The organism is Mesorhizobium sp. LHD-90 (assembly GCF_030929505.1).
Classification (GTDB): Bacteria; Pseudomonadota; Alphaproteobacteria; order Rhizobiales; family Rhizobiaceae; genus Kumtagia.
In genome coordinates this window covers 44,880-58,471 of record NZ_JAVFVV010000009.1, presented here as the reverse complement: position 1 = coordinate 58,471, position 13,592 = coordinate 44,880, and the positions used below count along the sequence as shown (strand labels likewise).

Here is a 13,592-nt window from a genome sequence, read left to right as displayed (position 1 = left end):
ACGTGCCTGTTTCGGAATGCAGCCATTTTGGCGTTGGATATCATGCGGCCGGACCAGAATGAATAGACCACAACGGGACCCTGCCATGCCCTTGCAGAACCGCGTCGATCCGTTCGGCGAAATCCATGCGGTGGCCGCGCGCGGCCTGTTCACCGGAAACCGCGGCGTCATCCACGACCCGGATACGAAGACGCTGCTGAAGCGCCGCTGGACGACAAAGGCGTGGCTGATCTGCGAATGCGAATTTCGCGGCCGCAAACGCGAGGTCATGGGCCGCAACGCCCTCTCCGGCAACGCGGGCTGGACCGAACTGTTCTTCCTCGACGAGGTGACGGCGCTGGCCGCCGGCCACCGCCCCTGCTTCTACTGCCGGCGCGAGCGGGCGACGGAATTTTCCGACTGCTTTGCCGCCGGCAACGGACTGGTCCGACCTAAGGTTTTCGACATCGACGCGCGGTTGCACGGCGAAAGGCTGGCCAGCGGTGGCAAAGCGCTGCGGCTTTCGGGCGAAGATCTGGGAATCCTGCCTGACGGTGCGATGGTGGCCGACGGCGGGACAGCCTATGCCGTCCGCCACGGCCGGGCATCGCGCTGGACGTTCGATGGTTATGCGCAAGCCGTCGCGCTCGATGCGCTCGGCGCGCCGCGCCTACTCACCCCGCCGGCAACGGTCGCGGCGCTGCGGCAGGGGTACAGGCCGGCGTGGAGCGACCCGGCAGCCCGCCGATGACTGTCCTTGGCGCTTACGCGCCGTCGCCGCGCTGGATGTCCATCAGCAGGCGCTCGGTCTTGGCGTCCTCGACCCGGTTGATGAAACGCGAGGCCTCTTCCGCGTCGCGCAGCGTCTTGGTGATGGTGATCGAGGTGTGCACCAGCATGATCGCGGCCATGGCGTAAAAGCCCTTGGCGGCGAAGCTTGCCTCGAGGAAATAGATGCCGCCCGCCATCATCGCGGCGGCGACGCCGAAACTCAGCATGGTGAAGGTCTTCCAGGCGCTGGAGTCTTTTGGGGTGTAGGAATTGACAGACATTTTTCGATCCTTTCCGGTCGAGTGTTTCAGGATTTGGGGTTGAGGTTTCAATTCAGGGCCGGCGCGGTCTCACGCCGCGCCGCTCATGCGCTTGGCCAGCCGTTCGAGAACCGCATCGGCGCCGGTCTTCAGCGGCGCGCCGCAGCCAGCGGCGGCCAGTTTCTCGCTGAGGGCGGCGGGATCGCCGCTCTGCTCCATCTCGTCCAGCGCATTCGCCGCCGCGTCGATCTGGGTCTGCCGGGCGCGCAGCCGCGACAGCGTCTCCTCGGCGTCGCGCAGGCTCGACAGGGTCGAGCCGGCGCCGGTCTCGCGCAGCCGCTGCGTCGAGTCGGCCGCCGAGGCGATGCGCTGGCCGCGCTGCAGGTCGCGCAACCTGATCTCCGAGGCGGTGACGATGCGCTTCAGCCGCGCGATCTCCGTCTCGAAATTCTTCTGCGCCTGTTCGCAAGCCGCCTTTTCCGCCTCGAGCAGGCCGATCGTCTCGGCCGCCTCGCGGGCAAGCTCGTTGCGGCCCTGCTCCAGCGCCGAAACGGTTCGGGTTTCGAGATCCTCGATGCGCGCCGCCAACCTCGCATGTTGCTGGGCCTCCTGGCTGTTCTGGGCGACGGCGACGGCAATCGCCTTGCGCGCCGCGGCGATCGCCTCGGCGCAGTCCCTGATCTGCTGGCGCAGGATCACCAGCGCGTTGCGGTCGACGATGCCCTGACCGGCTTCGTACGACCGGCCCCTGGCGAGCGCGCATAACTGTTTCCACATGGTTCATTCTCCCTATGAACGTTGTTCACAAATGCAACCTACATGATCGTGAACGTTGTTCAAGATAAAAATGAACGTCGTTCAAATTTTTGGACGAGGATGGTTAATGCCCGTGCGCCGGCCCCTCGCCGCGCGGCGGCTGAGTGGAAACCCGCCGCCGGCCATGGCGGCCGGCTTCCAATGGCCGGCGCCGCCGTGCCATGGTGCCGCGCAAATCGAGGGGGACTTATGCGCGACGCGCCGAACACCTGGAACCTGCTTCGCCTGCTGGCGCTGATGCTCACGCTGCTCGCCGCCGGGCTTGCCCCTTCCGCCGCGGCCGAGCGCACCATCTATCTCACCTTCGACGACGGGCCGCTGCCGGGCACCGCCAACGTGCTCGACGTGCTGGAGAGCGAAGACGTGCCGGCGACGATGTTTCTGGTCGGCCTGCATGTCGAAGCCGGCGCCGAGCGGCGCGCTCTGCTCAAGCGGGCGAAATCCATGCCGCTGGTGACCGTCGGCAACCACAGCTACAGCCACGCCCGCAACCGCTACAAGGACTATTACTCGGACACCGAGGCGGTGGTGGCCGACATGCAGCGCGCCAACGGCGTGCTCGGGCTGACGCCGTGGGTCAATGCGCGCATGCCCGGCCGCGACGTGTTCCGGCTGCGAAAGACCTTCAAGGAGGATATTTCGGTCAACGCCGCGCAGTACGAGCGCGAGGCGGTCGACTTCGATTTCGTTTCGGCCTCCGGCTTCCTGCTCTATGGCTGGGATTTCGAATGGGTGCACAAGGACAGCGGCGAGCCGGTGCAGAGCGTCGAGCGTCTCGTCAGCGAGATCGACCATCTGTTCCGCTTCAACCGCTTCACGCGGCGCGGCAAGATGATCCTCTTGATGCACGACCAGATGTTCCAGGACCGGTTCGACGGCAAGGCGAACCTCACTGCTCTCATCCGAGCGCTGAAATCAAGCGGCTACGCCTTCGGCGATATAAGGACCTACGAACAATAGGCACGGAATGCACAAACCCGCCGGGCGCGTGAATGCGCCCGGCGGGTTTGGTCACGTCGTAAGGCGACGAGGTCGCCCGAGCGCGTCCTCAGATGAGGACGAAGTCGCTGACGCTCAGCGTGCTGACGCCGGCCAGCTTGACGACCAGCACGCTTTCATGCTCGCCGCCATTGCCGTCGGCGTCGAACCAGAGCCGGCCGGTATCGGTCTCGAACAGGAATTGCGCGCCCGCCGTCGTGGCGACGGTGCCGGTTCCCAGCACCAGCTTCAGCGCATAGTTATCGGCGAGGTCGAACCCTTCCCGCTCGATACGCAGCATGTCGGAGCCGCGGGTGAAGTCGGTGATCAGATCGCCGGAGTCGACGCCGTCCCAACCGAAGACGAAGGTGTCGTTGCCGGCGCCGCCGGTCAGCATGTCGGCGCCCTCGCCACCACGCAGCAGGTCGTTGCCGCCACGACCGTCGAGCCGGTCGCCGCCCTCGTTACCGTAGAACGCTTCATTGGCGTCGGTGCCGCGAATATCGTCATCGCGGTCGCTGCCGAAGACACGTTCGATGCTGGAGAGCCGCAGCCCCTTCGCCATGCCGGAGTTCAGGGTGTAGTCGGCGAGATCGACCCGGACCGACATGCCCGACTCGAAGTCGAAGAACAGCGTGTCCTGGCCGGCGCCGCCGGCGAACACATCCGTGCCGACGCCGTTGGTGCGGGTGAACGTGTCGTTGCCGTCGCCGCCTGAAAGCCGGTCGCTGCCCCGGCCGTCGAAAAGCTGGTCGTTGCCCGAACCGCCACTCAGCACATCGTTGCCGGCGCCGCCGTCCAGCACATCCGCGCCGGCGCCCGCGGTCACCGTGTCGCCGCCCGCGCCGCCGATGAAGTTCAGGGCTTCCATGCCTGAAAAGCCGGTCGTCGCATCGACCACGACCGTACCGGTCGAGAAGGTAAAATTGATCGCCGCGGTCGTGTCCGAGAGATCGAGGAAGACACGATCCGCGCCCGCACCGCCGGCGGCGCTGTCGCCGGCGTTGATGTGGAGCTGGTCGTTGCCCGCGCCGCCGTCCAGCACGTCGCGGACCTTGTCGGAGATGTCACCCGTTGCCCACAGCACGTCGTTGCCGTCGCCGCCGAACAGCGTATCCTTGCCGTTCCCGCCGATCAGTTCGTCGTTGCCGCCGAGCCCTGTCAGCCTGTCGTTGCCGTCATGGCCGTCGAGCACGTCGTTGAGGTTGCCGCCGGTCAGCGTGTCGTTGCCGGCGCCGGAGGTGATGTGCACGCGTTCGAAATCCACCAGCCGCACGCCGCCATTGACCAGCAGGGCGTTGGCGGAAAGCACGAAAGTCAGGTCGGCAGTGGCGCCCGAGCGGTTGATCGAGGCGAAATCGGTGCCGGTGCCGCCATTGACGCTGTAGACGCCGTAGATGCTGCCGCCGGCAGCATTCAGGTAGATGCTGTCGTTGCCATTGCCGAGCTTCACGGAGTTCTTGTCGCCGGTGGCGTGGAAGGCATCGACCTCGATCTGCACGGTGTCGTCGCCGTCGCCGGCGTCGATGGTGTTGTTGCCGGCGGCTTCCAGGATGCGGTCGTTGCCGGCGCCGCCGACGACGATGTCGTCGCCGCCGCCGGCGTCGAGGACATCGTTGCCCGTGCCGCCGGTGAGCCGGTCGTTGCCATCCCCGGAATTGAACGTCACCTGTCGCGCCGCGCTGCCGTCCAGCACGTCGTCGCCGTCGCTGGTGGTGATGGTGAAAATCTCGGCATCGGCGATCACCGAGCCGTCCGACAGCCTACCGAAGCGGCCGTCTATGGCGAAGTTGAGATCCTGGCCGACATTGGACTGGCGATCGATGACCACCTGGTCGACGCCGGCCCCGGCACGCACGCTGTCCTTGCCCTTTCCGGTGATCAGCACGTCGTCGCCATTGCCGCCGTCGAGAACGTCATTGCCGTCGCCGCCGTCGAGCATGTCGTTGCCGTCGCCGCCATAGAGGGCGTCGCCGCCCGCAAGGCCCGACAGGACGTCGTCCCCGGCGCCGGCGGTGAAGACGTCCTTGGCGCTCGATCCGGTGATCGTGTAGGCCTCGATGTTGATGAAGGTCGTACCGTCGGCCAGCGTGTTGGTGACGTTGGGGGCCTTGGCCGTGAACGTCCCCGAGAGCCCGTTGACGATCAGCCGGTCGATGCCCGTGCCGCCGTCGATCGTGTCCGGTCCGTCGCCGATCCGCAGGGTGATCGTGTCGTCACCGACGCCGCCGATGAGCGTGTCCTTGCCGGCGCCACCCTCCAGCATGTCGTTGCCGGCCGCGCCGTCCAGCTTGTCGTCGCCGCTGCCGCCGGAAACGTAGTCGTCGCCATTGCCGCCACTCGCGGCGTCGATGCCGTCGCCGCCGTCGATATAGTCGTCGCCGTCATTGCCGACCAGCCGGTCGTTGCCGGCGCCGCCGAGCAGGCTGTCGCGTCCATACCCGCCATAGAGCGTGTCGTTGCCGATGCCGCCGTCGATGGCATCGTCGCCGCCATCGCCGTATGCGGTGTCGTTGCCGTCCTCGCCCAGCAGCATGTCGAACCCGCCGCCGCCGCGCAGCACGTCATTGCCGGCGCCGCCGAACAGGGTGTCGGACCACATGCCGCCTGTGAGCTTGTCGACAAACGCCGTTCCGGTGACCATGAAATTTTCGACATCGATGAGCCGCATGCCCAGCAGCGAGACGGTCTTCACCGTGTCGGGCGCAACGAAGGTGACGCCGGCCGCCTCGTTCTCGAAACTGAAACTGATGGTGTCGAAACCGACACCGCCGTTGATCGCGTCACCCACCCCCTCGGCGAGGTCCATCAACATGATGATGTCGTCGCCGAGATCGGCCTTGATGGTGTCGGCGCCTTCCCCGCCGATCAGGAAATCGTCGCCGGATCCCCCTTCCAGGCTGTCGTTTCCGTCGCCGCCAAAGACGCTGTCGTCCTGGAAACCGCCCTTGACGCTATCCTCGCCGTCGCCGCCGTCGAGAAGATCGTCGTCGAAGCCGCCGGAAATGGTGTCGTTGCCGCCATTACCGAACAGCGTGTCGGCGCCATCCGTGCCCGGGATAGTCTCGGATTTGTCGGTACCATTGTAAAAAGCCATATGGTCAGTCCTCTGTTGCGCCGATAGGCGCCTGCCCAAGCGGGATCGACGCGCCGCCCTTCCCTCGAAGGCCGATCGCCGGTCGAATTGCCCGCGATTTCAACGATTGCGATTCACGCAACTGATACCCGCGACGCGTCTTGGCCGACGCGGACTCATCTGGAAACGATGGACAGTCACCCTATTTCAGCATACGGTGGCGTGTAGCGAAAGAAAGAACAACCGTCAATATCAATACATATGTCTGTGCAGTGAAATCGTAGTGACACGGCCCTACACCCTAAGGAAGCGCGCCGAGCAGCAAGCCGACACGAGACGGCGCATCGTCGAGGCCGCCGTGGAGCTGCACAGCAGCGTCGGCCCCGCGCAAACGACGTTCAGCATGGTGGCGGAGCGCGCGAGCGTTCAGCGGCACACGCTCTATGCCCATTTCCCCAACGAGCGGAGCCTGTTTGCTGCATCCTCCAGCCTGGCCGCCGAGCGGCATCCCGTTCCCGACGCCTCGCCCTGGCGCGCGCTAGAGGATCGGCGCGAAAGACTGACGACCGGGATCCGGGCAATCTATGACTGGTATGAACGCCAGGCTCCGCTGCTGGCACGGGTGCTGCGCGACGCCGAGCATCACGCGCTGACGCGCGATATCGCCAGGACCCAGTTCGCCCGGCCGTTTGCCGAGTGGAAAGAGGCGCTCGGGGCGGGACTGGACCACCAGCAGCGCGCCATGCTCGGCCTGGCGCTGCGGTTCTTCAGTTGGCGCTATATGAGCCGGGATGCGGGCCTCAGCCAGGACGCCGCCGTCGACATGATGGTTCTCGCCATCGATGGCGTCGGTCAGGGCGAACAGAGCCGAAGGGCTGGAGCCGAACCCGAACCGGAGGAGGCAAGGCAGGCGAGCGTCGCGTCGTCATCCGCTCTCCCTTGACCCGCTTGCCGGCCTGCCGCATTGCTCGGCGATGCGCGCCAACTACAGAATGCAGCGGCTTTTCGTTTCGGACGACCTCGCCGTCGGCGCGGCGATCGAGGCCGGGCCGCAGCACAGCCACTATCTGCTCAATGTACTGCGCATGGCCGACGGCGAGGTGCTCGTCTTCAACGGCCGTGACGGCGAGTGGCGCGCCCGCGTCCAGCCGAAATCGAAGAAGGCAGCCCTGCTGGTGCCGGTCGAGCGGACGCGCCCGCAGCCGCCGGTGCCGGACCTCGTCTATTGCTTCGCGCCGCTCAAACAGGGCCGGCTCGACTATCTCGTGCAGAAGGCGGTGGAGATGGGCGCCGGCCTGCTCCAGCCGGTCGTGACCCAGCATACGCAAGTCGCAAAACCTGGCATCGACCGCCTGCAGGCGAACGCCATCGAGGCTGCCGAGCAATGCGGCGTGCTGGCCGTGCCGCAGGTTGTCGATGCCGTGAAGTTGGACCGGCTGCTCGCCGGCTGGGAAAAAGACCGCCGCCTGATCTTTTGCGACGAGGACGCTTCGACCAACAATCCGCTGCCGGCCTTGCAGGCGATTTCGGAGACAAGGCTTGGGCTGCTGATCGGCCCGGAAGGCGGGTTTTCCGACGAGGAGCGCAAGATGCTGCGCGCCCTGCCCTTCGTCACCGCCATTCCGCTCGGGCCGCGCATCCTACGCGCCGACACGGCCGCGGTGGCGGCACTTGCGCTGGTGCAGGCGACGATCGGGGATTGGTAGTCTGCGTGCCGCTGCACGGCCGCCGGTCCAAACACCTTGACCATCGGCGCCGCCCCTCATGGCCCTGCCGGGCGGTGAGGAGCGGCGCCAATGGTCGAATGTTGCCGGCCCTTACGAGCCGTTGACGACCGCAAACACCTCGTGACCGCCGCGATAGATCATTTCCAGCGACACATAGAGGATGACGGCGAGGCCGACATAGGCGATCCAGCGGTGGCGCTGGAGAATGCGGGCGATGAAGCTCGCGGCAATGCCCATCAGCGCAATCGACAGGATGAGGCCGAACACCAGGATGCCCGGATGGTCGCGCGCGGCACCCGCGACGGCCAGCACGTTGTCGAGCGACATCGACACGTCAGCGATGACGATCTGCCAGGCGGCCTGCGCGAAGGTTTTTCGCGGCGCGCCGCCGGCGATCGTGCCGTCCTGGTTGAGATCTTTGCCTTCCAGCGCTTCGGCCCCGGCCACTTCCTCGGCATGCGAGGTACGCAGCTCGCGCCACATCTTCCAGCAGACCCAGAGCAGCAACACGCCCCCCGCCAGCAGCAGGCCGACGATCTGCAGGAGCTGCGTGGTGACGGCGGCGAAGCCGATGCGCAGCACGGTGGCGGCGATGATGCCGATCAGGATCGCCTTGGCCCGCTGCTCCTTAGGCAGGCCGGCGGCGGCCAGTCCGATGACAATCGCGTTGTCGCCGGCCAGCACCAGGTCGATCATGATGACCTGCAGAAGCGCGGACAGCGCTTCCGGTGTAAAATATTCCATCATTTGGCACCCATTTTTCGAATGGGGGTGCCGGCATGGGTGGAACGCCACGCGCGCGCGACCGCCGGAAAGCACTTTTGCGCTTCCGGCCAAAGATCACAGGCTGTCGTCAGCTAGATTCCACAAACACCAGACCCCGGTTGGACTTCCAGTCCGACATCACAGCCTTGGAAAAGCTGTCAGAGGGGCCCGGTCTGGTGGCGCTTGTGTAGCGATTGGGCGGATCGAATTCAAGGGCAGTGGCGTAGCAATAGAGTGGGCGCGCACTGCGACGCGCTTCGCCGCACCCACAGGACAGGCGCATCCGTGGGGACCGAACCGGCTGTCCATCACATGTACGCGTCCCCTGAACGGATTTTGCGCGCAATGCCTCCCGCGCAGCATCTCTGCATCAACTCTCCTGACAAATCAGTCAGGATTTTTCGCTTGATCGGCCATGGCAATTTCGGCCATCAAGCCGCGCGGCCATCCGGCCGCCGGAGAAGACCAGCATGGCCCGCGACACCACCGATTTCAGCCCTATCCAGGGCATCGACGAACTGGTCGGCTATCTCGCGGCGGGCAACAAGCCGCGCGACAAGTGGCGCATCGGCACCGAGCACGAAAAATTCGCCTTCTATGTCGACGGCAACGCGCCGGTTCCCTATGGCGGCGAGCGCGGCATCCGCGCCCTGCTGGAGGGCATGCAGCGGACCTTGGGGTGGGATCCTATCCTCGATGAAGGGCGCGTCATCGGCCTGGTCGAGCCGACCGGACAGGGCGCCATCAGCCTGGAGCCCGGCGGCCAGTTCGAGCTTTCCGGCGCGCCGCTGGAAACCATTCACCAGACCTGCCGCGAGGGCAACGCGCACCTGGCGCAATTGCGCGAGATCGCCGAACCGCTCGGCATCCGTTTCCTCGGGCTCGGCGGTAGCCCGAAATGGACGCTCGCCGAAACGCCGAAGATGCCGAAGTCGCGCTACGAGATCATGACCCGCTACATGCCGAAGGTCGGCACAAAAGGTCTCGACATGATGTACCGCACCTGCACCATCCAGGTGAATCTCGACTTCGAGTCGGAAGCCGACATGCGCCGCAAGATGCAGGTATCGCTGAAGCTGCAGCCGCTGGCCACCGCGCTGTTCGCCAACTCGCCTTTCACGGAAGGCCGGCCGAACGGTCTGAAATCCTGGCGCGGCGAGATCTGGACCGATACCGACAACCAGCGTTCCGGCCTGCTCTCCATCTGTTTTTCCGAAAATTTCGGTTTTGCCGACTATGTCGAATGGGCGCTCGACGTGCCGATGTATTTTGTCATCCGCGACGGCCGCTACCACGATATGACGCAATACACCTTCCGCCAGTTCATGGCGGGTGCGGCGCACAATTCGGTGCCGGACGGACTGCCCACCATGGGCGATTGGGCGAACCATCTCTCCACGCTGTTTCCCGACGTGCGGCTGAAGCGGTTTTTGGAAATGCGCGGCGCCGACGGCGGCCCGTGGCGGCGCATCTGCGCGCTGCCTGCCTTCTGGGTCGGGCTGCTCTATGACGAGGCCGCGCTCGACGCCGCCGAGGCGCTGACCGCCGACTGGACGTTCGAGGAGGTGCGCGACCTGCGCGCCGCCGTGCCGGCCGAGGGCATCGCCGCGACGTTCCGGGGCAAAAGCCTGCGCGAAATCGGCCGCGAGGTGCTCGACATTTCGCGCGCCGGCCTGAAAGGCCGGGGGCGGAAAAACCGCGACGGCTATGACGAGACGACATTCCTGTCGACGCTGGACGAGGTGGTGGCGCGCGGCACCACCAGCGCCGAAGAAATGCTCAACGCCTACCACACGCGCTGGGGCGGTTCGATCGAACCGGCGTTTTTGGAGTATGCGTATTAGGGCGCGACGGTTGCCGGATTCGGGACGCTCTCGACCGGTGCCGGATTTTGGTCGATTAGAGCGGCCGGAGTGATTGTGGTCGGCAACGGTTTTGAGCGCTCGCCCCTTTTGTTGCGCAACCTGTATTTGCTTTGATATTCGCGCCTCTGCTTTGCTACTTCGTACAGAACGATCCCTGAGCTTGTCCCAAGGTTCAGGCTTTCGATCATTCCGAACATCGGGATAGAGACGCACATCTCACTTCTTTCGACCGCGCGATCGCTGATGCCGGTCGCTTCGCTGCCGAACCAGACTGCGAGTTTGGTGTGGGCGGTGTAGTCGCCTTCGTGAAGGAAAATGCTGGCTTTGCCTTTCACATGCGGCGACGTGACGATCGACTTGAAACCCTTCTTTTCAAGATGGTCAAAGCACTGGTCGGTATCGTCGAAACGCCTGACGAACGTCCATTTCACCGCCGAGACAGAGGTCTTCGAGATCGATCGTTTCTCGCGCAGGTCCTGCCAGTCGTCGGGCAAGGAATGGCGAGGATCGACGACATAGACTTTCTCCACTCCCAGCGCATTCACGTTGCGGACGACCGTTCCGATGTTCTTGATATCGGTCGGATTCTCCAGCACGGCGATCAGGTTCTTGCAGCGAAACGAGCGGATTTCGTCGGCGCGCTTGCGGACGGATTTTTTGGATTCGACGATCTCTTCCATGGCCACACCCAATACTTCCGCAGGGCATGCCTGTTTTATTCAAAGGATGCAATCCCGGACGCCGCGCTCAACCGGCAGACCGAATATCCCTTCAATCGCCCGCCGAAACGATCTACGCTTCCCGACGATACTCGAGGAGGATTTTTTCATGCTCAACCTGTTCGACATGCTCAACCAATCGCAGAACGGCCAGGGCATCGACCAACTCGCCCGCCAGTTCGGCCTCTCCCAGCAGCAGGCGCAGCAGGCTGTCGAGGCGCTGATGCCCGCTTTCAGCCAGGGGCTGAAGCGCAACGCCTCCGACCCCTACGGCATCGCCGGTTTCATGACCGCTCTGGCCAGCGGCCAGCACGGCAAATATTTCGAGGACGCGCAGAACGCTTTTTCCCCGCAGGGGGTCGCCGAAGGCAACGGCATTCTGGGTCATCTCTTCGGGTCCAAGGATCTTTCCCGCGCCGTGGCGACGCAGGCCGCACAGGCCACCGGCATCGGCCAGGACGTGCTCAAGCAGATGCTGCCGGTTATCGCCTCGATGGTCATGGGCGGCCTGTTCAAGCAGTCGACCAATCAGTTGCAGGGCGCGCAGGCCGGCGGCTTCGGGGCCAGCAACCCGCTCGGCGAGATCATCGAGCAGATGATGCGCCAAGGGGGAGCATCGGGCGGCGGGCTCGGGGGCGGAGCCGCACAGCCGCGCCAGGCGCCCAACCCGCAGAATCCATTGGACAATCCGTTTGGCAAGATATTGCAGGACATGTTCGGCGGCGGCGCGCAGCAGCCGCAATCGCAGCCCGGGCAGGCGCCCGGTCCGACCGACAATCCCTTCGGAAAAATGCTGGAGGACATGCTCGGCGGCGCCCAACAGCAGCCGCAATCGCGACAGGCCCCGAACCCGATGGGCGACAATCCCTGGGGCAAGATCCTTGAGGAAATGATGCGCGGAGGCCAGGCGCAGCAGGTGCCGCAAGCCGAACCGCAGCCGGCGCCGCGCCAGCGCACCGGCCCGCAGCAGCGAGGCAATCCGGGCGGCCAGCCTAAAAATCCGTACGACGACATTTTTGGAAAAATGTTCGAGACCGGAGCAAAACAACGCGACGATTATCAGAAGGGCGTCGAGTCGATCTTCGAGCAGTTTACCAAGGGGATGGATCGGTATCAGTAAGGATCGGTTCGCTTCTAAGAAAATGCCCGGTCCGTGGGGCGGACCGGGCAGTGTGCAGGCAACCGGCAGGGGGAGCCGGGGATGGGGAGCGCCTGCTGAAGGCCTTTCAAATCCAGCGGCTCAGAGCTGTTCGGCCCGGGATTCGACGATCGAGCGCAGCCGCGTGGTCGGGTCTATCCCGAAGGGCTGCGCGACCGCCACGTGCAGGTCGGCGCGCGTAAGTCCGATGTCGCGAAGCTCGGAATCCGTCATCTCGCCGAGGCGGTAGAAGGCGCGGCGGTTTCGCCAGGTGGTGTAGAGTTGCGAAATCATGGTGAGCCCGAGCGCCTGGGTAACCGGACGCCGGGCGGCGCGCGTAGTTTCGGTGGCAAAATCAAAGGCCGCCATGACAGGTCTCCTTCGCCCGCGCGCGATCAATCCGGCGGAACCCATTTCCGTCGCGGTTGTTTTCGACCGCTTCCGTGGACACCTTCACAATTCCACAAGCACATTGATTAATCCAACGAATGTTTCTAATCTTTAGGATCAACATCAGTGATGGATAGGCCCGATGAAAGCGCCACTCGACCTCGATCAGTTGCAGACCTTCATCATGATCGCCGACACCGGCAGTTTTACGCGCGCGGCGGATGAGGTCCATCGCACCCAGTCGGCCGTGTCGATGCAGATGCGGCGGCTGGAGGAACGCATCGGCAAGCCGCTATTCGAGAAGGAAGGGCGGCTCAACAAGCTGTCGGAGGAAGGCGAAAGGCTGCTGGGCTATGCGCGCCGTCTGATCCATCTCAACCGCGAGACGCTTTCGGCCTTCGACGATGCGCGGCTGGAAGGCGTCATCCGCATCGGCACGCCGGACGACTATGCCGACCGCTTCCTGCCGGAGATCATGGCGCGGTTCTCGCGTTCCAACCCCAAGGTGGAGCTTACCGTCATCTGCGAGCCGACGCCGGGGCTGGTCGAGCATATCAAGCGCGGCAATCTCGACCTGGCGCTGGTCACCCACAACGACACGCGCGGCCAATCGGAAGTGGTGCGGCGCGAGCCTCTGCTATGGGTCAGTTCCGCCAACCATGCAACGCATGAGCAGGAGGTGCTGCCGATGGCGTTCGGCCGTCCGACCTGTATCTGGCGGCGCGCCGCCTGCGACCTGCTCGACGACATGAACCGCGAATACCGCGTGTTGTTCACCAGCTTCTCGGCGACCGTGATCACCGCCGCCGTGCTCTCCGGACTGGCGATTTCGGTGCTGCCGGAATGCGCGCTCAGGCCTGGCATGCGTGTGCTCGGCGAGGCCGACGGTTTCGGCGCCCTACCCGACTGCAAGATCGGCATCATGCGCGGCCACACCACCCGTCCCGACCTCGTCGACGCGCTCGCCCGGCATATTTCCGAAAGCCTCGACAATATCTCCGTGCCGGTGGCGGAGGAGAGCGGCTCGTTCGACTTCGCGGCGATGGCATTTGCCCGCGTCAGGCGGCAGAAGCAGGGTCTCGTCCAGCCGGGTTGGTAAGCGAATCGT

The 13,592-nt window shown here is 64.8% G+C and carries 13 protein-coding genes; 7 read left to right on the top strand and 6 right to left on the bottom strand.

Annotated elements, in window-relative coordinates; all coding sequences use genetic code 11:
- The first annotated feature begins 85 nt into the window (after positions 1–85).
- Positions 86–730 carry a hypothetical protein gene (locus RB623_RS14140; protein WP_308057499.1) on the top strand — a complete coding sequence of 215 codons (645 nt, stop codon included), beginning with the start codon at positions 86–88 and terminating at the stop codon, positions 728–730.
- Positions 731–743: 13 nt separating this feature from the next.
- Here RB623_RS14140 and RB623_RS14135 read toward each other — a convergent pair whose 3' ends face one another.
- Positions 744–1,031 (bottom strand): YiaA/YiaB family inner membrane protein, encoded by a 288-nt coding sequence (locus RB623_RS14135; protein WP_308057498.1) that lies wholly within the window; start codon positions 1,029–1,031, stop codon positions 744–746.
- A gap of 69 nt (positions 1,032–1,100) precedes the next feature.
- Entirely contained in the window at positions 1,101–1,787 is a 687-nt protein-coding gene (locus tag RB623_RS14130; protein WP_308057497.1) for a PspA/IM30 family protein, read from the bottom strand.
- Positions 1,788–2,015: 228 nt separating this feature from the next.
- Between RB623_RS14130 and RB623_RS14125 the strand changes: the two genes are divergently transcribed.
- A complete protein-coding gene (locus tag RB623_RS14125; RefSeq protein ID WP_308057496.1) occupies positions 2,016–2,786 on the top strand; it encodes a polysaccharide deacetylase family protein in 771 nt (256 codons plus the stop codon).
- Between the two features lie 88 nt (positions 2,787–2,874).
- Here the strand turns inward: RB623_RS14125 and RB623_RS14120 are convergent, their stop codons facing one another.
- Positions 2,875–5,901, bottom strand: coding sequence for a calcium-binding protein (locus RB623_RS14120; protein WP_308057495.1), 3,027 nt, complete (start codon positions 5,899–5,901; stop codon positions 2,875–2,877).
- A gap of 262 nt (positions 5,902–6,163) precedes the next feature.
- Here RB623_RS14120 and RB623_RS14115 point away from each other — a divergent pair, with 262 nt between their 5' ends.
- Both RB623_RS14115 and RB623_RS14110 read left to right on the top strand, forming a co-directional pair.
- On the top strand, positions 6,164–6,823 hold the full coding sequence (locus RB623_RS14115) for a helix-turn-helix domain-containing protein (protein ID WP_308057494.1): 660 nt from the start codon (positions 6,164–6,166) through the stop codon (positions 6,821–6,823).
- Between the two features lie 31 nt (positions 6,824–6,854).
- The gene (locus RB623_RS14110; protein ID WP_308057493.1) at positions 6,855–7,586 is read left to right on the top strand and encodes a 16S rRNA (uracil(1498)-N(3))-methyltransferase; all 732 of its coding nucleotides are present in this window, start codon (positions 6,855–6,857) and stop codon (positions 7,584–7,586) included.
- A 111-nt stretch (positions 7,587–7,697) separates the two neighbouring features.
- On the opposite strand, the gene RB623_RS14105 is transcribed toward RB623_RS14110, so the two are convergent.
- Positions 7,698–8,354 (bottom strand): TerC family protein, encoded by a 657-nt coding sequence (locus tag RB623_RS14105; protein WP_308057492.1) that lies wholly within the window; start codon positions 8,352–8,354, stop codon positions 7,698–7,700.
- Between the two features lie 488 nt (positions 8,355–8,842).
- Between RB623_RS14105 and RB623_RS14100 the strand changes: the two genes are divergently transcribed.
- The gene (locus tag RB623_RS14100; RefSeq protein ID WP_308057491.1) at positions 8,843–10,216 is read left to right on the top strand and encodes a glutamate--cysteine ligase; all 1,374 of its coding nucleotides are present in this window, start codon (positions 8,843–8,845) and stop codon (positions 10,214–10,216) included.
- Here RB623_RS14100 and RB623_RS14095 read toward each other — a convergent pair.
- Positions 10,213–10,917 carry an RNA methyltransferase gene (locus tag RB623_RS14095; protein ID WP_308057490.1) on the bottom strand — a complete coding sequence of 235 codons (705 nt, stop codon included), beginning with the start codon at positions 10,915–10,917 and terminating at the stop codon, positions 10,213–10,215. The genes RB623_RS14100 and RB623_RS14095 overlap by 4 nt on opposite strands.
- Positions 10,918–11,065: 148 nt before the next feature.
- Between RB623_RS14095 and RB623_RS14090 the strand changes: the two genes are divergently transcribed.
- Entirely contained in the window at positions 11,066–12,076 is a 1,011-nt protein-coding gene (locus RB623_RS14090) for a DUF937 domain-containing protein (protein ID WP_308057489.1), read from the top strand.
- A gap of 120 nt (positions 12,077–12,196) precedes the next feature.
- Here the strand turns inward: RB623_RS14090 and RB623_RS14085 are convergent, their stop codons facing one another.
- On the bottom strand, positions 12,197–12,463 hold the full coding sequence (locus tag RB623_RS14085) for a DUF1127 domain-containing protein (protein ID WP_308057488.1): 267 nt from the start codon (positions 12,461–12,463) through the stop codon (positions 12,197–12,199).
- A 163-nt stretch (positions 12,464–12,626) separates the two neighbouring features.
- On the opposite strand from RB623_RS14085, the gene RB623_RS14080 reads away from it, so the two are divergent.
- A complete protein-coding gene (locus RB623_RS14080) occupies positions 12,627–13,583 on the top strand; it encodes a LysR substrate-binding domain-containing protein (protein WP_308057487.1) in 957 nt (318 codons plus the stop codon).
- Positions 13,584–13,592: the final 9 nt, after the last annotated feature.